General features: G+C 42.2%; 20 protein-coding genes. 11 read left to right on the top strand and 9 right to left on the bottom strand.

Going from position 1 to position 21,376, the window contains the following annotated elements:
- The 7 genes from IPL34_RS19935 (at position 1) to IPL34_RS19905 (ending at position 9,474) form a co-directional block, all read left to right on the top strand.
- Positions 1–1,944, top strand: coding sequence for a beta-galactosidase (locus IPL34_RS19935; RefSeq protein ID WP_296843283.1), 1,944 nt, complete (start codon positions 1–3; stop codon positions 1,942–1,944).
- Between the two features lie 279 nt (positions 1,945–2,223).
- Positions 2,224–3,141, top strand: a complete 918-nt coding sequence (locus tag IPL34_RS19930; protein ID WP_296843282.1) for a carbohydrate ABC transporter permease — start codon at positions 2,224–2,226, stop codon at positions 3,139–3,141.
- Between the two features lie 11 nt (positions 3,142–3,152).
- Entirely contained in the window at positions 3,153–4,040 is an 888-nt protein-coding gene (locus tag IPL34_RS19925; RefSeq protein ID WP_296843281.1) for a carbohydrate ABC transporter permease, read from the top strand.
- A 65-nt stretch (positions 4,041–4,105) separates the two neighbouring features.
- The gene (locus IPL34_RS19920; protein ID WP_296843280.1) at positions 4,106–5,407 is read left to right on the top strand and encodes a sugar ABC transporter substrate-binding protein; all 1,302 of its coding nucleotides are present in this window, start codon (positions 4,106–4,108) and stop codon (positions 5,405–5,407) included.
- Positions 5,408–5,521: 114 nt separating this feature from the next.
- A complete protein-coding gene (locus IPL34_RS19915) occupies positions 5,522–6,919 on the top strand; it encodes an alpha-glucosidase/alpha-galactosidase (RefSeq protein WP_296843279.1) in 1,398 nt (465 codons plus the stop codon).
- On the top strand, positions 6,916–7,989 hold the full coding sequence (locus IPL34_RS19910; protein WP_296843278.1) for a LacI family DNA-binding transcriptional regulator: 1,074 nt from the start codon (positions 6,916–6,918) through the stop codon (positions 7,987–7,989). Before IPL34_RS19915 ends, IPL34_RS19910 begins: the two co-directional genes overlap by 4 nt.
- A gap of 21 nt (positions 7,990–8,010) precedes the next feature.
- Positions 8,011–9,474: a glycoside hydrolase family 32 protein gene (locus tag IPL34_RS19905; RefSeq protein WP_296843277.1), complete on the top strand. Its 1,464-nt coding sequence runs from the start codon at positions 8,011–8,013 to the stop codon at positions 9,472–9,474.
- 99 nt (positions 9,475–9,573) lie between these two features.
- Here IPL34_RS19905 and IPL34_RS19900 read toward each other — a convergent pair whose 3' ends face one another.
- The 3 genes from IPL34_RS19900 to IPL34_RS19890 all read right to left on the bottom strand — a co-directional run bounded on the left by IPL34_RS19900 (position 9,574) and on the right by IPL34_RS19890 (position 12,770).
- A complete protein-coding gene (locus IPL34_RS19900) occupies positions 9,574–10,743 on the bottom strand; it encodes a hypothetical protein (RefSeq protein ID WP_296843276.1) in 1,170 nt (389 codons plus the stop codon).
- 250 nt (positions 10,744–10,993) lie between these two features.
- Complete coding sequence (locus tag IPL34_RS19895) at positions 10,994–11,218, bottom strand: hypothetical protein (RefSeq protein WP_296843275.1); 225 nt, start codon at positions 11,216–11,218, stop codon at positions 10,994–10,996.
- A 169-nt stretch (positions 11,219–11,387) separates the two neighbouring features.
- Entirely contained in the window at positions 11,388–12,770 is a 1,383-nt protein-coding gene (locus IPL34_RS19890; RefSeq protein ID WP_296843274.1) for a hypothetical protein, read from the bottom strand.
- A gap of 92 nt (positions 12,771–12,862) precedes the next feature.
- Here IPL34_RS19890 and IPL34_RS19885 point away from each other — a divergent pair, with 92 nt between their 5' ends.
- Positions 12,863–13,147, top strand: coding sequence for a macro domain-containing protein (locus IPL34_RS19885; RefSeq protein ID WP_296843273.1), 285 nt, complete (start codon positions 12,863–12,865; stop codon positions 13,145–13,147).
- 71 nt (positions 13,148–13,218) lie between these two features.
- On the opposite strand, the gene aroQ is transcribed toward IPL34_RS19885, so the two are convergent.
- Positions 13,219–13,680: a type II 3-dehydroquinate dehydratase gene (gene aroQ / locus IPL34_RS19880; RefSeq protein ID WP_296843272.1), complete on the bottom strand. Its 462-nt coding sequence runs from the start codon at positions 13,678–13,680 to the stop codon at positions 13,219–13,221.
- A 684-nt stretch (positions 13,681–14,364) separates the two neighbouring features.
- The gene (gene dinD / locus IPL34_RS19875) at positions 14,365–15,207 is read right to left on the bottom strand and encodes a DNA damage-inducible protein D (RefSeq protein WP_296843271.1); all 843 of its coding nucleotides are present in this window, start codon (positions 15,205–15,207) and stop codon (positions 14,365–14,367) included.
- A 149-nt stretch (positions 15,208–15,356) separates the two neighbouring features.
- Between dinD and IPL34_RS19870 the strand changes: the two genes are divergently transcribed.
- Genes IPL34_RS19870 through panD form a run of 3 tightly spaced genes read left to right on the top strand, consistent with a single transcriptional unit; the run spans position 15,357 to position 16,643 of the window.
- Positions 15,357–15,989: an AAA family ATPase gene (locus tag IPL34_RS19870; RefSeq protein WP_296843270.1), complete on the top strand. Its 633-nt coding sequence runs from the start codon at positions 15,357–15,359 to the stop codon at positions 15,987–15,989.
- Positions 15,989–16,261 (top strand): hypothetical protein, encoded by a 273-nt coding sequence (locus IPL34_RS19865; protein WP_296843269.1) that lies wholly within the window; start codon positions 15,989–15,991, stop codon positions 16,259–16,261. Before IPL34_RS19870 ends, IPL34_RS19865 begins: the two co-directional genes overlap by 1 nt.
- Before the next feature lie 4 nt (positions 16,262–16,265).
- Entirely contained in the window at positions 16,266–16,643 is a 378-nt protein-coding gene (panD, locus tag IPL34_RS19860; RefSeq protein WP_296843268.1) for an aspartate 1-decarboxylase, read from the top strand.
- 181 nt (positions 16,644–16,824) lie between these two features.
- Here the strand turns inward: panD and IPL34_RS19855 are convergent, their stop codons facing one another.
- The 4 genes from IPL34_RS19855 to IPL34_RS19840 form a co-directional block, all read right to left on the bottom strand.
- Positions 16,825–17,787, bottom strand: a complete 963-nt coding sequence (locus IPL34_RS19855) for a RimK family alpha-L-glutamate ligase (protein ID WP_296843267.1) — start codon at positions 17,785–17,787, stop codon at positions 16,825–16,827.
- A 6-nt stretch (positions 17,788–17,793) separates the two neighbouring features.
- Positions 17,794–18,318 (bottom strand): hypothetical protein, encoded by a 525-nt coding sequence (locus IPL34_RS19850; RefSeq protein ID WP_296843266.1) that lies wholly within the window; start codon positions 18,316–18,318, stop codon positions 17,794–17,796.
- Between the two features lie 680 nt (positions 18,319–18,998).
- A complete protein-coding gene (locus IPL34_RS19845; RefSeq protein ID WP_296843265.1) occupies positions 18,999–20,612 on the bottom strand; it encodes a hypothetical protein in 1,614 nt (537 codons plus the stop codon).
- 189 nt (positions 20,613–20,801) lie between these two features.
- Positions 20,802–21,185 (bottom strand): DUF2809 domain-containing protein, encoded by a 384-nt coding sequence (locus tag IPL34_RS19840; RefSeq protein ID WP_296843264.1) that lies wholly within the window; start codon positions 21,183–21,185, stop codon positions 20,802–20,804.
- Positions 21,186–21,376: the final 191 nt, after the last annotated feature.

Here is a 21,376-nt window from a genome sequence, read left to right as displayed (position 1 = left end):
ATGAAACCCAGTCTAGGTGTGTGCTATTACCCTGAGCATTGGCCTGAAGCACAGTGGGCTGATGATGCACGACGCATGGTGGAGGCTGGTTTGCAATGGGTACGCATTGGCGAATTTGCATGGAGTCGTCTTGAGCCTAAACCTAATCAATTTAATTTTGCATGGCTAGATCGAGCTATTGCTATATTAGGTCAAGCGGGTTTAAAGATTATCCTAGGCACTCCTACTGCTACACCACCCCGCTGGATACTGGACAAATACCCCGATATGTTGCCAGTAGATCAAACAGGGCGAGTACGTAACTTTGGTTCAAGACGGCATTATGATTTTTCGCATAAAGGCTATCGTGAAGAAGCCGCTCGCATTACGGGTATATTGGCTGAGCGCTATGCGGGAAATCCCTATTTAGGCTTTTGGCAAATTGATAATGAATATAGTTGTCATGATACCACCCTCTCTTACTCGGCTGCGGCTTTAGTTGGATTTAGAGCATGGTTAGCAACACGCTATTCCACTATTGAGGCACTCAACCAAGCTTGGGGGAATGTTTTTTGGTCTATGGAGTACGCTGATTTTGCTGAAATTGATCTCCCTAACCTCACTGTAACCGAGGCTAATCCTAGTCATTGGCTCGATTTCAGACGTTATGCGTCTGATCAAGTGGTCGCATTCAATCAAGCTATGGTCAAAGCACTTCGTGAGTTTGATCAAAACACTCCTTTGCTACATAACTATATGGGGCGTACCACTGATTTTGATCATTTTAAAGTGGGTAATGATTTAGAAGCCGCTAGTTGGGATAGTTATCCCTTAGGTTTTTTGGAAGACCGCTCGGAAGACCCAGTTGAGTGGAAGCTGGCGTTTATGCGCCAAGGTGATCCCGATTTTCAAGCTTTTCACCATGATTTATACCGTGCTGTTGGCAAAGGGCGCTGGTGGGTAATGGAACAGCAACCCGGCCCTGTGAATTGGGCGCCCTTTAATCCAGTGCCTTTGGCTGGCATGGTGCGATTATGGGGTTGGGAGGCTATTGCACACGGCGCTGAGGTGGTTTCTTATTTTCGCTGGCGTCAAGCTCCTTTTGCTCAAGAGCAAATGCATGCCGGGTTACTACGCCCTGATAGTGAACCGAGTGTAGCTTTAGCCGAAGTTCATCAATTAGCCCAAGAATTAAAGCAGTATCCTGATTTTAGTACTCAGCCCGCACCCGTCGCTTTAGTATTTGATTATGAGTCGGATTGGGCTTGGACCACACAACCTCAGGGTAAAACCTTTAGCTATTTCCGTTTAGTGTTTGAGCAATATCGGGCTTTAAGGCGTTTAGGTTTATCAGTGGATATTTGCCCACCTAGTACCACTGATTTTAGTGCTTATTCATTAGTACTGGTTCCGGGTTTAATGTATTGGACAGAAATTTTAAAGGAAGCCTTAAAAACCACTAAAGGTTTAGTCATATTAGGGGCACGTACTGGATCAAAAACGCCACATTTCCACATTCCCAACCAATTACCTCCTGATTGCCCCGAATTCATTAATGTAAAGGTTGCTCAAGTAGAAAGCTTGTCACCTGCTTATACGGAAGAGTTATTACAAGGAGGGTTTATTAAAAATTGGTGTGAATATTTAATTCTACCCGATGAAGCCAATATTTTATTAAGCACTCTAAAAAATGAACCCATAGCCGCTCGACAAAACCGAGTTATTTATTGTGGTGCATGGTTAGATTTAGTGGGCTATATGCAGTTATTAGAACCTTTATGTAATGAATTAGGTTTAACCACAGTACGATTACCAGAAGGATTGCGTTTAAGGCAATTAGGTCAGGGGGTAGTCGCTTTTAACTACTCTACTGAGGATTATGATTTATCTGCGCTCAAAGGCTTTAGTTTTGATAGGACAGAAATCAAATCAGCAGATATAGCCTTTGGTACTATGAATAGCTGAGCTTTATCAATTCAGTACTTTAACAGTACTGATAAACTATAATTTCAGTTATATGGTAGTATTGTAAAAGTACCACTATATAACTGAACCTATTACTATAGTGGCTATAGTATGCAGTCACCTACTTTCCTACTCACCCTAAAGATTTCCTGAAGCGAACTGATTTTATAGTTGCCTAATAATATTAAATAAAACACTTGCACAAAGACTTAGTGATCTCTTACACTACAACTAACACGAGTTACTAACTCGTGTTAAAACGCTAAGAGGACTACGCCTTTGAAAACACTGTCTGCTGTGTCATTTTTATGGCAACCGTTTAGTCGTGAGCGACGTACTGAAACCTTTACGGGTTATGCGCTGATTTTGCCTGCCTTAATTGGTTTCTCTTTATTTTATGCCATACCATTAATTCGTGCTTTTGAGTTAAGTTTTACGGATTGGAATATGCTACGCGCTCCACGTTTTATTGGCTTAGATAATTATATTCAGATGTGGAATGACGGGCGCTTTTGGAATGGTATGAAGTTCTCTTTTTACTACGTACTGTTAAATATTCCTCTACAAACAGCACTCGGTTTATTTCTAGCGGTAGCTATGGATCGGCTAACACGTTCTATTATAGTGCGCTCAGTTATTTTATTGCCTTATTTACTCTCTAATGTGTTAGTCGCGCTGATTTGGTTATGGATGCTAGACCCCATACTAGGCATAGTGAATTCAGTTATCACTTCTTTAGGTTTTGATCGACAAGCTTTTTTAGGTAGCCCTTCGCAAGCATTAGCCACTATTGCCGGGATTAATATTTGGCGACATATGGGGCTAGTAGCGATTTTATTTTTAGCGGGCTTACAGAATATTCCACGTTATTTATACGAAGCGGCGGCTATTGAAGGCGCTAGTGAATGGCAAATGTTTAAGCATATTACTTTGCCTCTATTACGCCCAGTGATGGTATTTGTATTAGTGACCAGTGTGACGGGATCATTTCAGATTTTCGATACCGTTGCTGTTACCAGTGCAGGCGGACCTTATGACAGTACCAATGTGATCGTCCATTACATTATTCAAAATGCCTTTAGCTTTTACAAAATGGGCTATGCCTCGGCGATGTCTATGGCACTGTGCTTAGTGATGGTGCTGTATACCCTGATCCAAATGCGCTTAATGCGAGCCTCAGAAAGTGATTTAGCCTAAGGAACAACCCTATGAGTGTATTTGAACGCTTAAATTGGTTTCGTATCATTTGCTGGTTAATTTTGGCAGTAATTTTAATAGTTACCGTCACACCGCTCTGGGTCATGCTCAAAACCGCATTAATGCCTAGCAGTGAGGTATTTCATCACTCTACTGCATGGTGGCCAACTAATCCCACCCTCATTAATTTTGAACGCGTATTAGGGCTATTAAGCACCGAAGAAAGCTTAAAAGCGGGTGGCTCTGGCGCTAAAGTTAACTTTTCTCTAGCGATGCTTAACTCCGTTATTTTCACTGGCATTATTGTCGTGATGCAAACTATGAGCGCAGCCGCAGCCGCTTATGCGTTTGCACGTTTAAGATTTCCGGGGAATACGCTTATTTTTGGTTTATTTGTAGCCTCAATGATGATTCCGGGGGTTGTTACTTTTATTCCCAATTTTATTCTGATTCGTGACCTAGGATGGCTCAATACTACGATGGGCATGGTCGCACCCTTTTGTCTTATGCAGGGGTTTTCAGTGTTCTTTTTGCGCCAATTTTTTCTAGCTCTGCCCAAAGAACTAGAGGAAGCCGCTTATATTGAGGGCGCATCCCATTTCTATATTTTCTATCGTATCGCTATACCTCTGAGCATTACTCCGCTCATCACCATTGCTACTTTGATTGGGATTAATATGTGGAATGAGTTTTTATGGCCTTATTTAGTCGCCAAAGATGAATCCCACCAAGTACTCACTGTTGCCTTACAAGGCTTTAAATCCCAAACCCCTCAGGGGCAACCTGATTGGACGGGTTTAATGGCTGCTACCGCTATTTCTGTTTTACCCACTATTGGTCTGCTCGTTGTCTTTGGCCGCAATGTCGTGGAATCGATTCAATTTAGTGGGAGTAAGTAAATTCATTGCTATTGATGTTTTGACACACTTGTTTGCACCGCATTTCTACTCTGGAGGAGATACTGATGAAACTCAAATACTTAATCACTACTACCTTAGCATTAGCTAGTTGCCAATGGGTACAGGCCGCTGAGGTCAAATATATGTTATGGGACTCTAATCAATTACCTGCTTATCAACAGTGCGCTACTGATTTTCAAGCTAAAAATCCCGACATTAGCATTAAAATCACTCAGGCAGGATGGAACGATTATTGGACTGCGATTTCAACAGGGTTTGTATCAGGCACTGCACCCGATGTGTTTACTAATCACTTAGCTAAATACCCTGAATTTGCCAAAAGTGAACAACTGGTTGATCTAGCACCGCTCATTGCTCGTGATCAGGTCGCCAGTGATCAATATGAGGCTGGACTGTATGAAGTATGGGGACGAGACGGTAAGCAATATGGTCTACCCAAAGACTGGGATACAATTGCATTTATTGTCAATATGGACATTGCAAAACAAGCAGGCGTTAGCCTAGAAGAATTACAAACTATGGAGTGGAATCCTAAAGATGGTGGCTCTTTTGAGCAAACCATTCGTAAGCTCACTTTAGATGAGGCTGGCAATAATGCTAGCAGTGACAAGTTTGATAAATCCAAAGTTAAAGTCTATGGTTTCCAGACTCCGGGCGGTGGTGGCATGATGGGTCAAACCGAGTGGAGCTATCTAGCGGTTTCTAATGGCTTTAAGTTTCACGATAAGGTTTGGGACAATAAATATTATTACGATGATCCTAAACTGGTTGAAACTATTAGTTATTTAGCGGGTTTACCGGATAAAGGGGTATCTGCTCCTTATGAACAAACTAAATCATTAGGTCCTGATGCTATGTTTGTAGGGGGCAAAGCAGCGATGGTACCTCAAGGCTCATGGATGATTAGTTATTTTAAAGATAATGCTAAATTTCCTACTGCATGGGTTCCCTTACCTAAAGGCCCGAATGGTCAAAGGGCTACCATGTTTAATGGTCTAGCGGACTCCATTTGGGTTGGCTCTAAAGTGCAAGAAGAAGCATGGAAGTGGGTAAAATACCTAGGCTCTGCTGAGTGTCAAGCTACAGTCGCGGCTAAAGGAGTAGTATTCCCAGCCATTAAAGGCATGGCTGAAAAAGCGATGGAAGCTCACAAAGCCGGAGGTATTGACTCCTCCGCTTTCATTACTATGTCTAAGGAAAAAACTTTCTTAGCCCCGATTGCTGATAATGGCTCACAAGTAGATGACCTGATGAAAACCTCATTAGAATCTATTTTTATTGGCAAAGTGGATGCCGCAACAGCGCTAAAAGAAGCTAATGCCAAAATCAATGCTCTAGGTCAGTAATGAGCGATTAATCATTATGATTAGTGGCGCACAAGCTCATTATTGTGCGCCGCTAATACTCTCTAAAAAACGATGGCGAGTTATGCTAATCATTAGCAAAAGGATTAGACCACTGTGAAAATTACTTTAATAGGTGCGGGTAGTACGGTGTTTACCCGCAATTTATTGGGCGATATTTTATCATTTCCAGAACTCGCTCAGGCTGAAATCGCCCTACATGATATAGATGAGCACCGTTTGCAGCTCTCAACTATGGTGGCAAAGCGTGTGGCAGAAGCAGTACAGGCACAACCTACCATCACGGCAACCACCCATCGACGCGCTGCTATAGAGGGTGCACAGTTTGTCATTAATACCATTCAAGTGGGCGGGTATCGTCCGGGGACTATACGTGATTTTGAAATTCCTAAACGCTATGGCTTAGAGCAAACGATTGGCGATACCTTAGGTATTGGCGGTATTATGCGGGCTTTGCGCACTATTCCGGTCATGCAAGCGATGCAGCAGGATATGGATGAGCTATGTGCTCCTAATGCCCTTCATCTCAATTACGTCAATCCTATGGCGATGATTACATGGGCCTTAAATAAAGCTGCCAAGCGGGTTCCTACCGTTGGTCTTTGTCATAGCGTGCAACATACTCGTCATGAATTAGCCACTGATCTAGGTATTCCAGAGGACGAAATTGTCTTTGAATGTGCTGGCATTAATCATATGGCATTTTTCCTCAAGTTTGAGCACGAAGGTCAAGATCTCTATCCACGCTTAAAAGACATCTACCACAATGGCACTATGCCTGACTGGAATAGAGTACGTTATGAAATGATGCATCAATTGGGTTACTTTGCTACCGAATCGAGCGAGCATTTTAGTGAATATGTGCCTTGGTTTATTAAGCAAGGGCGCGAGGATTTACTCAAAAAATATAATATTCCACTCGATGAATATTTAGGGCGCTGTCAAGTATTTGAACATGCGTGGCCTTATATTGAAAAAGAGCTTAAGCAGCCTAATTCACAGCAATCCGCCACCTTATTAGCCGAACTACAAGCAGCCAATATTCATGTGATGAAACGTGAAATTACTAATGCAACCCATATGTTAGATGGCTTACATGAGGTCAGACGTTCAGTGGAGTTTGGTAGCTCAATCATTCATTCAATGGTCACAGGGCAGCCACGCGTCATTCATGGCAATGTCTTGAACCAGCATCTGATTGATAATTTACCCCAAGGGTGTGCAGTTGAAGTCGCCTGTTTAGTTGATCGTAATGGGGTACAACCCACTCGTGTGGGCAATTTGCCTGTGCAATTAGCTGCATTGATGCGTACTAATATCAGTGTGCAGGAATTAGTAGTAGAGGCGCTAGCCACTGAAAATCGTGAGCATGTATATCATGCAGCGATGCTCGATCCTCATACTGCGGCTGTTTTGGATCTGCAACAGATACGTGCTATGGTGGATGAGTTATTATTAGCGCATCGTGATTATTTACCCCCTTTCCTACAATGAATGTAATACCTAATCCAACCGTTACTCAAGCCGCTACCAGTAGCGATGTAGCTAAATTAGCGGGAGTCTCTCGTACTACAGTGTCATTTGTCTTAAATAATCGTGAAGGTATGGCGATTAGTGAGGCAACACGCCAAAAAGTACTGAATGCTGCCGCCGCTTTGGGCTATACGCCAAATGTAGCGGCGCAAATGTTAGCGCGAGGCAGTACCGCTACGATTGGATTAGTCATACCTAAGCTCAGTCATTTATATGTTGATGTATTTTTGGCGCAGTTGGTGGCGAGTGTTAATGAGGCTTGTCACCGCTTAGGGTTAAAACTCTTAATTGAATCCACCGAAGATGAGGGACGTGAGCCGGGGAGCTTTGTCAACTTAATCAAGGGGCGGCATATTGATGGCTTGATCGTATGTAATCCGCGTCATGAAGAACATCAGCATTTAATGCTATTAGCCGATGCTAATATTCCCTTAGTAGTATTAGGCACAGGGGAACCGGAATTAGAGGCTTATGTTACCTTAGGCAATGATACTTATGCAGCAGCGTGTGTAGCGATGCAGCACTTGATCTCCTTAGGGCATAAGCGTATTGCTCATATTGGTTTTGCTTCCAGTGAGTTTTTAGCCGCGAATAATCGTTATCGTGGATGGCGTGATACTTTAACGGCTCAGGGCATTGAGCCATTAGCTGAATTAGTCGCCTATGGTGATCTAAGCGCTGACAGTGGTTATAAAGCCATGCAGCAAATTCTCCAGCGTCAAATTCCCTTTACCGCACTTTTTGCTGGTAATGACACCCTAGCCTTTGGTGCTATGAAAGCACTGCGTGAAGCTAAGTTGCGTATTCCCGATGATATTGCCTTAGTGGGTTATGATGATATTCCCCTAGCCGCTTTTGCTAATCCCCCCTTAACGACTATTCGCTCAGATCCTGCTAAACATGGTCAGCTAGCGATGATGCTCTTAAATGAACAGCTCACTGGTAAAAAACGCTTAGAACGTAAACATTATTGCGAGCCATTTGAGCTAATTGTGCGTGCTTCCTGTGGTGCATCCCTTTTAAAGTCTTAAGCTTTGAGGATAACTTCGACGATGACTGAGCCAATCACTCGGTATGGCGAGCCTTATCGCCCTCAATTGCATTTTTCTGTACCGAGTGACTGGATGAATGATCCTAATGGCTTAGTATGGTATCAAGGCATTTACCATTTATTTTACCAATATAAGCCTGATCAAGGGCGCGGAGCCTTACATTGGGGACATGCCACTAGCCAAGATTTACTCCATTGGGAACATCAGGCATTAGCGCTTTATCCTCACCCCACTTTAGGGCTAGTCTTTTCTGGCTCTGCGGTAGTGGATCATACGAATAGTGCAGGTTTTCAATCACCTGAAAGTGACCATCCGGCCATAGTTGCCCTATTTACTCATGCCTCCGCTCAAGGGCAGGTACAAAGCCTAGCTTATAGCCTTGATGCAGGGGCTACTTGGCAAGAGTATGCACATAATCCCGTGCTTACTAAAACGAATAGCCCAGATTATCGTGATCCTAAAGTATTTTGGTTTGAGCCTAAGCACCATTGGGTCATGGTATTAGCAGAAGGTCATCAGATCGGGCTTTATACCTCGACTAATTTAATCCAATGGCAATTACAACAGGAACTTACTGATCCTAGTTGGCAAGCATTTGGTGCATTGGAAATGCCTGATTTAGTCTATTTGGCGGTTGAGGGAGCAACTGAAAAGCGTTGGGTATTGCAAATAGGTGTACAAGCGGGAGCACCTAATGGTGGTTATGGTACGTTTTATTTAGTGGGTGATTTTGATGGTTATCAGTTTCGGTGCGCTAATTTGGCTGAGGTGCATTGGAATGATTGGGGACCCGATTGCTACGCGGGTCAAAGCTGGTCTAACATACCTAGTGATCAATCATGTATCAGTATCGCATGGCTTAATAATTGGCATTACGCACTTCAGTTACCGACCTCACCTTGGCTCGGCTCTTTAACCTTTCCTCGTCAACTCAAATTAATACGTCAGCAGCAGCAATTTTATTTAACTCAACAACCTATTCCGGCACTGCAAAAACTCATCAGTAGCTTTGAAACTATTGGGCCACAGATTATCCAAAGTTCTCAGCTCTTAACTCATACCCTACCCGCATTAGTGTGCTTAAACTATCAATTTGACTGGCCTAGCACACCGCAAGCATTAGAGCTTCGTTTATACAATCTAGTGGGCGATGAGCTTAGATTAATTTACCAACCTCAGATCCAACAACTTGTACTTAAAAGACACTCTCAAACTACTTTGGCTCTACCCATGCAACTCCAGCAAGACATCGTAGCGATTCTACCTTTTGCTTCTCAGGGTCTACAGTTACAAATGATCTTAGATACTAATTCTATTGAAATTTTTGTTGAGCAAGGTTTAGCGGTTATCACTGCCTTATGGTTTAGCTCTGCACCTCTAACCCATTGCACAGTGGTATCTGATGAACAGGTTTATTTGAGCGTAGGGAGCATAGGTGAATTAAGTTCAATCTGGCATAAATAGCTAATTTGCTGAATTAACCAAACCACGTTAGGAATGTTTTACCACTGTAAAAGTATTTTAAAACCACTTAATTAGTGCTTTATTAATACCTGCACGGTACTACTTATCCACTAAATCAGCTAGCTCTAATAGCCATGATTGCAAGGGTTTAGTCAGTGGATTTTGTTCAGCCCAGCGTGCAGCGCGAACACACAAGCGCTTAGCCATCCGTGCTAACCTGCCCTGCTTTAAGCCTAAGCGCTCTTCATACTCGGCCCAGCTTTGCCCACCTTTATCATCCAAAATGCGGGTTAAACGTACACAGCTATGATGTACCCCAAAAGCTCTTAGATATTCATAAGCAATTTGATTAGGCACATTTCCGGCAAAATTATCTAGCCATGTATCGATTAGGCAATTTTCTGCTTCGGGGTAATCGGGTACGGTTTCATCACACAATAACCACACCATATCATCGCAAGGCATACGTGCACCGCAATGCTCCCAATCAAACCAACTCACCTGACCATTGTGTAAGATAGCATTGCCCGGACGCGCATCCCATTTGACAAAACGCGGATGCAATAATTGCAATTGATGATATAGCGCCTGTACCGGTACGGTGGGGCAAGGTAGATTAAAGTAATGACCTAGTACCGCAGTGCGATCAATTAAGCTAATCAGCCACTCATGTTCGCACCCAATAATCGGCGTACTCGCATGCAATTGTTCGTAATCAGCGTATAGATGCACTTGGTTGAGCGCATTTAAAGCTGCATCTATCCATTGTAGATATTCCGCTTCTGAGGCATTAAAGAGCACATCGGATAAACGTTGCCCGACTAAATCCTCTTGCAGCATCACTACACCATTGTAAGCATAGAGCTGTGGAATAGGCGCACTATGACGCGCAAGACGTTGCAATACTAACGCTTCATAACGCGAACGGCTTGCATCCAAGCGCCGCGTGGCGATCACACTATTACCATCATCTAATAACAACCGCAAAGTGCTACGGTAAAAGCCCCCCGGAAACTCTAAAGCAATGACCGATTTATTAATGAGCTGCTGACAGAGTGTGTTATAGCTTTGTAATAACTGTGGGTCGTGATAGGGCTTAGTGAGTTGGCGTTTAGGCTTTAAAGCCTTGGGTTTGTTGTAATGGTGAGCAATCAATGGCGCTAAATCCCCGCGTAATAGTCCCCAATCTAAATAAGCGAGTTTATGAGCGCCTCCTGTGAGGTAATCATCAAAATGCAGACGAGTATAGGTTTGTGTAGCTGGTTGCATGGTGATTTAGCACTTATGTCGGGGTTTGTATACAGTCATTCCTACAATCAGAGGAACGATTCAACAGCATATCCAGTATCTTTAGGGCTTAGGATTGAGAGTGAGTATGCGGGGTAATCAGCAATCCGTAATAAGCGTGCTGTTTGGACGGTATAAATTTTCTTATACATGGAAAAATATACTAATTAGTGAATTAGATATGCTTATGAAAGCTTGGGTAGGCATGTCTACCTACCCAAAGGGATGTTGATCAATAAGTGTTTAAAGTATCGTAACAGCTACGACACACGCGCAATTGCTTAGCTATTTCAGCACCACTGCCACCCGCATCATCAGCATGCTGGATACGACCGTCAGCACGAAAGTGATTAGCTTTTAAACGTCTAGGATAAAATTTAGGGCGAGTCGCCACTGTGTAAAGATAAGAAGGAATAGAGGCGGGAATTTGAACGTTACAATTTTCACATATAAACATTAACCACAGTCGATTTTAAGTTATCTGCTAGGGGACTGATGTCTAGCAGCGTTAGTGATAGGAATGGGCAGAGTAGTCGATGCAGTGATTAAGGGTCAAGAGTACCGAGCAATTTTTAGATGAAGTGTAACAGCCGTACTCTAAGCTGTTACACGGAAGATGGGGATAATTAATTGAATTGGGCTAGTGCCTCTTGGATGTTTTTGGCTTGCTCTTTATATTGCTCAGGTTGAGTTTTTACTAAAGGCTGTATCAAATCAGACGCTTCTTGTAGATAGGCTCGCGCTTTTTGCGGCTCATTCCACTTCATATGAACTCTTCCTAGCCCATCTAAAAGCCTGATCACATCCATTTTTTGGAAAACATTACGGATATAAGCATCTGGATGAGTAGCTGACAATTGACGGCTGATACTTAATGCCTCTAGTAGTAGCTTTTCGGCCTCTTCTTTACGCGTCTTATCTGAGCTAATTAAAAAACCCAGATTGCCTAACATCATGGATACATAAGACAGATAGTCATCCGGTTTAGTAGTGGCTAATTTACGATAGATTTCAAGCGCTTCCTTATAAAGTTCCTCGATCTCAGCCTGACGATGAGTCGTATTATTTTGGGTAATCATGACAGATTGCGAATTAAGCAATTGTGCTAAGGTAGGTAAAACCTCTGGTGCACTGTTTACTAGCGGGCGCAGATCATTAATAACCTCTTTATACAAAGCCTCTACTTTACTGGTATAACTTGCATCAACCTGTACCAACTCAGACAAACTACTGAATAGCACAGGGAAAGAGGATACCGATTCAGGATGCTTAGCTAAAAAGCGGCGGTTAATAGATAAAGCGTCTACATAGAGTGAGTATGCTTCTGCTGCTTGAGAAGGCTTAGCCTGCTTAATGCTACCTAACTCATCTAATAGGGGTATCAAGTTGGGGAGAAGATTAGGATCTGAAGTAGCTTGCTTACGCAGCAGAGCCACAGCCTCTACTAGAAATGGCTCTGCTTGCTCAGATTTATTATTTCTCTGTAAGAAACGTGCATATTCATATAGACGCTCTGGTGTCCGACCCGATTTTAGCGCTTGCTCAAAATACTCACTGGCTTTAGCAATGCGTTGCTTGCCCAATGTGGTATCTATTTCAGTGAGACTGGCTAATAAAATTAATTCGGTCGCTAAATCATCTAGTTTAGCTTGTAGTTGTGGTTGTTGAGGTAACTGAGATAATAAGGTAGTTTGCTCTTGAGTAATCGCCGCACTATCTAAAGCGGCTCGCGCTTTATCGTCATCGTTAGCATTAAAATACTGTGCAACTTGCTTCAAACGTTCAGTGGTGAGAGGCATTGCCTTTATCATGTACTCTACCTCAAAACGCAAAAACCCTAGTGTTTGTTGCTCAGTATTTAGCTCAGTAAAATTAGGCATAATGGTACTAGGGTATATGATAGTGTCGTCAGCACTAACATTAAATACTGGAGCACTAACTCCACCTAAAATACAAGCTAATAATAAGCTCTTTTCTAATAAATTTGGTTTTTTATTAATAATATTCATGAATAATAAGCCCCTGTATTAATTTTCAATTATCTTAATAGTGTAATGAAAGAGGCTCAATATTATTTTTTGCTCAAAAAACGAGAAAGTTTATGCCACAGCGCTTAATAGCTATACAAGGTGATATTACTAAACTTGAAGTAGATGCAATAGAACTGGCTCAACAACATGAAATTAAAACTCTTGCCTTTCCATGTATTAGCACAGGTATTTATCGTTATCCACCGGAGCAAGCAGCAGATATTGCGATCAATGTCACTCTAAGTATTGTGCCCAATACCACAATTGAGCAAATAATTTTTTGTTGTTTTATGGAAAGTGATTTTAAGCTTTATCAACAGCTACTAGCTAGCAAGGATATAACTAGAAATGTGTAAATATACTATTTAAGTATATTTTTAGTACTGTAATTGTACTCTTAAACTACAATAAGAGTACTTTAATAGTATTAACTAGCTTGATAACCTAGCTTACGCGCTAGCCCCTCAATACCTAATACATACCCCTCAACCCCAAAGCCCACCACAATGCCTGCCGCCACGGGTGAAATCCAAGAATGATGGCGGAAAGCTTCGCGTGCATGCACATTAGAAATATGCACCTCAATCACTGGCACTTCCGCCCCCTTAATCGCATCTTGCAACGCAATTGAGGTATGAGTGTAAGCGCCGGCATTAAATACCACTCCTAGTACCTGCCCTGCTTTCACTCCCCTACCCGCCTCATGAATAGCATCGATCAATACCCCCTCATGATTACTTTGCAAGCACTCTACTGCCAAGCCTAAACGTGCTCCCGTCTCACGACATAATTGTTCTACATCGGCTAAGGTTTGATGACCATACTGGGTCGGCTCACGTTGACCTAATAAATTTAAGTTCGGACCATTCAGGATTAACACACGCTTCATTCGCACCACTACTCTCAATATAAAAACCAACATCATGCCTAGTTCTACTGTGAACTGGCAAGTAACTCTCAAAGCTATCATAAAGCTGGTTCTTACTAAAGCAGTACTTTTTAGGTATTTTTAATATACCTAAATAATACCTAATAAGTTTAACTACAGTAGTATATTTACACTTAAAATAACCATTTCAATGCTTTATCAATACTTAATTGATACTTTTTAAGTACTAAAATAGTAGCCTCTACTCTTGCCTAATGTAATGACTTAGGGTAAAGTAAAAAGTGAACTTAAACCGAATTATTGCTCTAGTAATTTTAACAAACTCCTTATTTAAGCTCTTTTACTGGATGCGTACCTATACTGTACCAAGCCTTTTATCTAGCGTACCGGTACGGTATTTATGATGAGTGAGAGTAAGGGAGTATAGCTTTCAACATAGCAGAACCTTTTACGAACCAAATTAGAGCTTAGGTGAGAAGCACATCGAGTTAGGTCTAGCTCCAAGCCATATAGCAAAAATCCTTGTTACATAATCTAGCTCAAAGTAATCGTGTGTTTCTGGAGCAGTCTTGGCGGCAAGAATGCCGCCTTGAAGCGTACAGGGACGTATTCACAACGGCTGCGGAGGAAATACACGATTACTTTGAATCAAGTACTTACGCTCAGGAATAGGAGATTGGCTTACTATTCATCCTCTAATTTGAGCTGAGGAGTGCGTTGGTTTTGCTCTAGGGTAGTAATACTTTCCTCTGGGGTAGGCAAATGCTCCGGCATAGTTCCACCTAAGCGCTGGATGGTATCGCGCACTTCACGTCCTACTTGATAGTGAGTTTGATTGGCTTGAGCCTTGCCTTGAATACCCTCACGACGCAATTTATCTTCGGTTTGGGTAGCGCGGAATAGGTTAGCTGCTAACTCAGTAGATCCCATATGATCTAAGATCTTTTGTCCCTTTTTTAAGCCCTTATGAGCGTGAATATCCTTAGCGCTCATACCACCGTATAGACCTTGATAGCCGTGATTTTGGAATACCGCGAAATCCAGATCGGTCTCAACACCTGCTTGCTGAGCCGCTTCAACTAATTGCTTATTATGCGAGCGTAATTCTTGGCGCAGATAGAGGCGCTTTTGGTCTTCGGTTAATTGCTGAAAATCAGCCTGATCGGCCAACTCTTGGCGGCGCGTTTGCACGGCAAAATAGGTTTGACCTTGGGCAATAATGGGCTTACTAGGATCAGCATTTTGTACGATTAAATAGCAGGCATAGCGCGATAAACAATAATCCAAGACTTCACGCTGTGCGCCTTTGCCTAAAGTAATCATTTTTCCCGTTTGGGAAAAATGATCGGGTACTGATTGCCCCGACTGACTACATGCAAGCATCGCCTTTTCAATCACGCGCTTAAATTTATCCCAACTGGCATAAGCGAGTAGCGGTTGCAAATCACGCGCATACCAAAATTCATGCCCATCCTCATCCATATGGCGGATAGATTCAAAACTAGGGGTAGGGGTTAGCTCGGTCATAGACTATCCTATTGCTGAAGTACTTTGATTATACCACTTAGATACCTATTAAGTACTTTTAAATAATTATTTTAGTACTGTAATGGTATGCAATAAACACTGATTTAGTTATACTACGCCACACACTATTAAGCAATTGAGTATTGGCTATGACTATTTTATTAATTGGCAGTCAAAAAGGTGGCTGTGGTAAATCCACTCTTGCCGCCAATATTAGTGCAGCCTTAGCACATGCAGGTAAAGATGTGGTTTTGGTCGATGCTGATCGTCAATGTACCGCTGCGAATTGGGCGGGTGATAGGGTAGGGGAGCACAGCTTGCCTCCTGTCCATTGTGTACAAAAGTATGACGGTATTCGTGAAACTTTATTAGATTTAAATAAGCGTTACGAGTATGTGATTGTCGATGCAGCAGGGCGGGACAGTCGTGAACTGCGCACTGGTATGCTCGCGGCGAATATTTTGCTGATTCCCTTTCGTCCCTCACAGCCTGATTTAGACACTATGCACTATATGCAGGAAGTCATTACTCAGGCTAAAGATCTGAATCCTACTCTAACTGTGTATGGTTTATTGACCATGGTTCCTACTAATCCAGCAGTTAAAGAGGAGGCTGAGGCACGGGATTATTTAGCCGACTTTCCTAGTATTAAATTATTACCGGTTAAAATTCATGATCGCAAAGTATACCGTGACTCTATGGGACTCGGACGCGGTGTGATTGAGATGGATAATGAAAAAGCTCAACAAGAGATTCAGGATTTAATGAAGGAGTTATTCTAATGGTGACTAAACGTACTCCCCAAACCGCTAGTGCCGATGCTATTGAGCGTTTTGTTGCAGGCGCTGAAATACCCGTAAAACCAGCGCCCCAACCTGCCAAAACTCCAGACCCGCACAGCCGCCAAAAGCATAAAGCCATGACGCTACCTTTAAATGAATACGAAAGTGATTTATTAGAACGCGCCGCCGCCAAAACTGGACGTAGCCAATTGGGTTATATTCGTTTTGTCATGTTACAACAAGCCAGACGTGATTTAGGTTTAGAGGAGTAAGGGAATGCGTTGGTATTTACGTTCTAAAATTCACAAAGCTACCGTGACCGAAGCCAATGTGGACTATGTGGGGAGTATCACTATTGACGAAGATTTGCTGGATCAATGTGGCTTGGATATTGGCGAAAAGGTATTAGTGGTAAGTAATACCTCTGGCGCACGGCTAGAAACTTATACCATTCGGGGGGAACGTGGCTCTGGAGTAGTGTGTGTTAATGGAGCGGCGGCTCATTTAATTAAACAGGGCGAAGAAATTATTATCATGGGTTTTGAACTCTCCGATAAACGTATTGAGCCAACAGCAATCTTAGTTGATAAAAATAATCGCTTTGTCATGTACTTAACTGAAAAAGCGGGTGAAACAGCACCCGTGCTGGTTTAACTATTTATTGTCTCAAGATTCAATGCTCGAACCTTGAGATAAAGCTGCTAACGCTTAAGTACTTGAGTGAAAGTTATCGGGTATTTCTGGAGCAGTCTTGGCGGCAGGGATGCCGCCTTGAAGCGTACAAGGATGTATTCACAGCGACTGCGGAAGGAATACTCGATAACTTTATGAACGACTACTTAGCGGTTAAAGCATTAACTAAAGACTTCGTAATGGGATGACCTAGTTTGTACTCCACATCTAAATAAATAGGGCTGGAGTTACACTCTAATAAAAAGTATTCATGATCGGGGGTGACACGAATATCAATGCCTGCTAAGCGCAAACCTACTACTTGAGCCGCTCTTTGGCATTGAGCGATGACTTCCTGCGGTAAAGTGACCTCAATATAGTGAGCTTTACCTTGTTGATAGGTACTATCACCGCGAAAATCCAAAGTATCTTCTGCTATATCAATAATAGCGCTAGAGACTACTTCACCCTCAATCACCACTACACGAATGTCCCGCCCCCTAATACGCTGTTGAAAAATCGCGGGGGCGGCCAAATGCTTCAATTCATCCTGCTCTAATAAAGCATTAGCTGATAAAGTCAAAGAACCACCCGCAGCGGGTTTTACAATACAAGCCCCTTGCTGCTTAATGAAGTTGGCTGCCGCTGTAGCATCATTAGTAATTAAAGTTTGGGGCAATTGACACCCGACTGAGCGCATCAGGTGTAATTGATAAGGCTTACGCCGCGAGAGTTGGCTTTTACTAGGCGGATTAAAGCAGGGGATACCTAATTGCTCTAAGGTCAGGACTAAGCTTAACAAGCTATCGCTACGATCACGCTGTGTCCCATAATGTTGAAACCAATCCTCCCAACTCAAATGAGGCGGCTGTTGAGTTTGAAACGCCGCTTCAGTAGGGTATTCAGGCGCATTAGCACAAAGCAATACGCTATTTAAGGTGCTGAAAGGCAACGCTTGTTCTGCCCAAATAAGGCGCTCTTGCTCCCATGCTAATGAGGCGTAAGTACCCTCATCCCCATAAGGATCAATGACGATAACTTGAGCACCAGCTTGTTGGAGGTGTTTAATTTGATGTTTAGTTTGGGTTTGGGTCGGATAGCCGATCACTAAAACGGTGGTTTGCATAAGCACTTAGCCTTTCCAGCTACCGTCCTCTTCACCCACCGCTAAAGTGGTCGCTATACCGCCATCCTCTTCACCTACCGCTAAAGTGGTTGCCATACCACCATCTTCTTCACCTATTGCATAGGTCGTAATGGTTCCGCCATCCTCTTCACCTAGGGCTTGAGTAGTTACCATACCACCATCTTCCTCACCCATCGCTTCGGTAGTACCTACAGCCGGTGGTGGGTTTATGCCTCCATCCTCCTCGCCTATAGCTAGGGTAGTTACCGTAGAGCCATTATGACCGTGAGTAGGAGGCATACCACCATCTTCCTCACCTACCGCTAATGTCGTGACGTTATTGTTCGGTCTACCGATCAATTGGATAAGCATTTGAATCAGATTAATTAAAAAAGCACTAAAATCATTTAAGTTAATAGCAGCATTATTCTTAATAATTTGACTATGACCATGACTATTATTAACTTTATCTTGATGTTGATTAGTATGAATAGTACGATTGGGTACTTGATATTTAAAAATTCCAGTCATTTCTGATGCCTCAATTATTTAATATCTACTCATTACTGGTTAAGTATAAACATACCCTCTAACCCTAGACTTAGCATAAAACATCCCAACAAAAGTCTGATATGAGAGATAAGTAAAAGGCATTATTCAGCAGACTAAAGTAGTCATCAGCAGGTAATACTTTATTAGATTAATTTAACAAAATACTTTTAACTTTAAATTTCAATTAATTATTTTAGCAAGATTGTTTTCTTTAAGTTAAATATAATACTTTAGAGCATCCATACCCTTCAAGTAGCATACAAATATAAAAATCAACGTGAAGATTTTACTATTTAACCTGCTAATTCTATTTCCTTTCAATTAATCAATTAATTAGTCATGATTAGCTGAAGGGGAGTTATTAATTAATATTTTTACTAACCGTTTAGTAGCTTAATGAAATTTAATTAAAATTAACCTATGAAATACAAGTACTTAACTTTACCTGTATAGTAGCTCCGTAAAAACCACTAATAGTTGACAATGACATCGAATAATTAATGCTTATAGTTTGATTTTTTAATTTGTAAAATAGTTGTTTTTTTCTATATGTTCACTCAGTTAATTATTTTTATCTGAGTATACTGCCTTGCCCCTGTTATATTGCCAATAACAGGGGTTCTTTTATAGCTAAAACATAGCAAGCGCTTCCCTCTCTTTTAATCCCAACGGTCAATACAATATTCTTGTACGCCTAATTCGCTAGTCACACGTAAACGATGATTTAATTCACCGCCTGAAGATATAAATAAACCACAAGCAGAAGCTGCTTCAAATCCTTGCAAGCGTGCTGTTTTAGAATAAGCTTCAATCGTTTTCCGAATCGGGTGAAATTCACTTATTAGATTTTCAGGGAAAATAGCTGCGCCCGCGCCTAAATAATGGCGATCTTTAGCCCCTTTCAATACTAAAATCGCTCCTTTATGCTGGTGACTTAGCTCCTTGTACCAATTGGGTGGATTGGTACAAATCCCTGTTACCTCCACATAACCCTGCTTTAAATTCCAATCTAAGGGTTTGGAACCATTATGATAGACATAGACTGCAAACGGATTACGTTGCTCAACACGATCCCATTGCAAAATAGGCGTGGCGTTGAAATTCACAGCAGTAGTAATAGCGATATAGTTTTGCGGTGTTGCAGGTACTAAATACTCAACCTTGAATGCATCGGGCAAGACTTTACGCTCGAACTTTTCCCATGTCATGGTTTGCAGCGGGAGCTTCATAGCTTGAACCGCTCTGCTCTGAGTTTTAGGCAATAAATGTCCAAAAGCACCTACACCTGTGACCTTATTACCTACCTGAGCCTTAGTGCTACTAGAACTCGCTTTGGGTTTCCACAATAGCTTTAATTCCTCTAGTCGTGCAAAACGGCGCTCTAAGGCTTGTTCCGCTTTTAACTCAGCCATGATTTTTTCGGCTTGCTTAATATTACCGGCACTAGGAGGCGTTTGGGGGCGTTGGTATTGCAAAGGATGCATTTTAGCCGCAAAACTACGGCGAATTTCCTCATACTCAAATCCCAGTTCAATATCCTCCAATAGCGTTCCAATCATGGAACTGCGCACATGGCAGAACCCTTCAGGTGCTGTCGCTACCGCGAGCCATTGTTGATTATGACGTTGCTTGGGACTAGGGCTAGCATTTAGGCGTTGCTGTATGGCTCTAAACCATTCCGCTACACCCAATACTTTTTCCGAGCGATAGAGTTTATCAAAGCGCAATAACTTGACCGCTGTATCTGCGGTCGTGGGTGCAAAAGTCTCTAAGGCACGACTTAACATGTTAAACTCTTCGAGCTTTTTGGCTTGGTATTGACCCGAATTGAGTAAGCGCGAACTCCACACGACTTCTGGTGTGACTGCCATATGTTTCCAATGAGCAGTTTGTGGCTGACCATACACAGGTGCTGAAGAGACAAACACACTCATCACCCTTGCTTGCTCAACGGCTTGCTGCATAGCGCGGACTGAAGGCTGAAAGAAGGCTGGGACAGCTTTGGTATTCCACAATACTGACTGCGTATTACCTTGTTCATCAATGCGCACTAAATTACCAAAACGTTGCACAAACTGACGGCAGGCCGAGCAGGTATATTCTTGGCGTGTAGCAGCGGGTAAATGATTGAGAAATAGCTCCCATAGATCAGTGGTGTTGGTGATGAATAATGGCTCTTTACTACTGGTTTTAAAGGTTTTACGGATAGCGTGTAAAAAGTCGCCGTAACGGTGTATATCGGAGGTCACAGCACCTTTTGAAGTAACGGACATGATTACTCTCCTTGGTACGTTTAGGTAATGATGAGTAATCAGTACATTGCATCAGGTATGCCAATAGCAATAATTTAATAAAATCATTTAGTTAATTTTTATTAACTTTAGTAGCCACTAAACAAACTATCTATAAAAATAGAGTACTTCACTTTAAGATAGTTAAATGACTACGCTTAGCTCAATCACTTAAACGTATGCTCCTGCGCGATAAAACCGCTTATCTACTACATAGATAGCTAAACAACCCAAGGCATACATCAGAATATCCAACCAGCTAAAACTCGTACCTACTACCACACGCGCCACACTGTCAGCCCCTAATTGCAGATGATCAGCAATATTTAAATACTGAGCCAGCTCAACCAACACGGCAAAGACCAATACACCCCATGCTAATCGGTAAGGTTCACTATTCCATACCACCTTCCAAGCTGTATAGATCAAGATCACTACTAGAAAATCTCCTCCATAAGCGCGTATAAAGTGATGGTGACTCCACACCGTCGCAATTAAGACCTCAAGGCTAAAAATCATTAGGGTCACAACCAAATAACTTAATCGGTAATACATGGCTTCTCCACACTGTGCACATCTAAGCTCTAGCTGCCTAAATAGCAAGGTTTCTTCATCAACTATGGGTTAGGGCTAGTTAGTAGTTTGTTAAGCCTAGCAGGCTGTTATGCAAAAAGAGTGCGGAAATTGTGTAGCGGTATTGGAATGTTTGCTTGATAACTAGGTCATAATTAATAGATAAACGGTAG

The sequence above is a fragment of the Thiofilum sp. genome (genome assembly GCF_016711335.1).
In the GTDB taxonomy this organism is placed as follows: Bacteria; Pseudomonadota; Gammaproteobacteria; order Thiotrichales; family Thiotrichaceae; genus Thiofilum.
Note: the sequence above shows the minus strand (reverse complement) of the source record. Positions and strands in the feature narration are given on the sequence as shown.

Excerpts from the sequence above, each read along its gene's own strand:
- IPL34_RS19920 (WP_296843280.1), top strand. The coding sequence starts at position 4,106 with ATGAAACTCAAATACTTAATCACTACTACCTTAGCATTAGCTAGTTGC.
- IPL34_RS19935 (WP_296843283.1), top strand. The coding sequence starts at position 1 with ATGAAACCCAGTCTAGGTGTGTGCTATTACCCTGAGCATTGGCCTGAA.
- IPL34_RS19870 (WP_296843270.1), top strand. The coding sequence starts at position 15,357 with ATGACTATTTTATTAATTGGCAGTCAAAAAGGTGGCTGTGGTAAATCC.
- IPL34_RS19885 (WP_296843273.1), top strand. The coding sequence starts at position 12,863 with ATGCCACAGCGCTTAATAGCTATACAAGGTGATATTACTAAACTTGAA.
- IPL34_RS19900 (WP_296843276.1), bottom strand. The coding sequence starts at position 10,743 with ATGCAACCAGCTACACAAACCTATACTCGTCTGCATTTTGATGATTAC.
- panD (WP_296843268.1), top strand. The coding sequence starts at position 16,266 with ATGCGTTGGTATTTACGTTCTAAAATTCACAAAGCTACCGTGACCGAA.
- IPL34_RS19855 (WP_296843267.1), bottom strand. The coding sequence starts at position 17,787 with ATGCAAACCACCGTTTTAGTGATCGGCTATCCGACCCAAACCCAAACT.
- IPL34_RS19840 (WP_296843264.1), bottom strand. The coding sequence starts at position 21,185 with ATGTATTACCGATTAAGTTATTTGGTTGTGACCCTAATGATTTTTAGC.
- IPL34_RS19910 (WP_296843278.1), top strand. The coding sequence starts at position 6,916 with ATGAATGTAATACCTAATCCAACCGTTACTCAAGCCGCTACCAGTAGC.
- dinD (WP_296843271.1), bottom strand. The coding sequence starts at position 15,207 with ATGACCGAGCTAACCCCTACCCCTAGTTTTGAATCTATCCGCCATATG.
- IPL34_RS19890 (WP_296843274.1), bottom strand. The coding sequence starts at position 12,770 with ATGAATATTATTAATAAAAAACCAAATTTATTAGAAAAGAGCTTATTA.
- IPL34_RS19905 (WP_296843277.1), top strand. The coding sequence starts at position 8,011 with ATGACTGAGCCAATCACTCGGTATGGCGAGCCTTATCGCCCTCAATTG.
- IPL34_RS19895 (WP_296843275.1), bottom strand. The coding sequence starts at position 11,218 with ATGTTTATATGTGAAAATTGTAACGTTCAAATTCCCGCCTCTATTCCT.
- IPL34_RS19850 (WP_296843266.1), bottom strand. The coding sequence starts at position 18,318 with ATGACTGGAATTTTTAAATATCAAGTACCCAATCGTACTATTCATACT.
- IPL34_RS19845 (WP_296843265.1), bottom strand. The coding sequence starts at position 20,612 with ATGTCCGTTACTTCAAAAGGTGCTGTGACCTCCGATATACACCGTTAC.
- IPL34_RS19865 (WP_296843269.1), top strand. The coding sequence starts at position 15,989 with ATGGTGACTAAACGTACTCCCCAAACCGCTAGTGCCGATGCTATTGAG.
- IPL34_RS19925 (WP_296843281.1), top strand. The coding sequence starts at position 3,153 with ATGAGTGTATTTGAACGCTTAAATTGGTTTCGTATCATTTGCTGGTTA.
- aroQ (WP_296843272.1), bottom strand. The coding sequence starts at position 13,680 with ATGAAGCGTGTGTTAATCCTGAATGGTCCGAACTTAAATTTATTAGGT.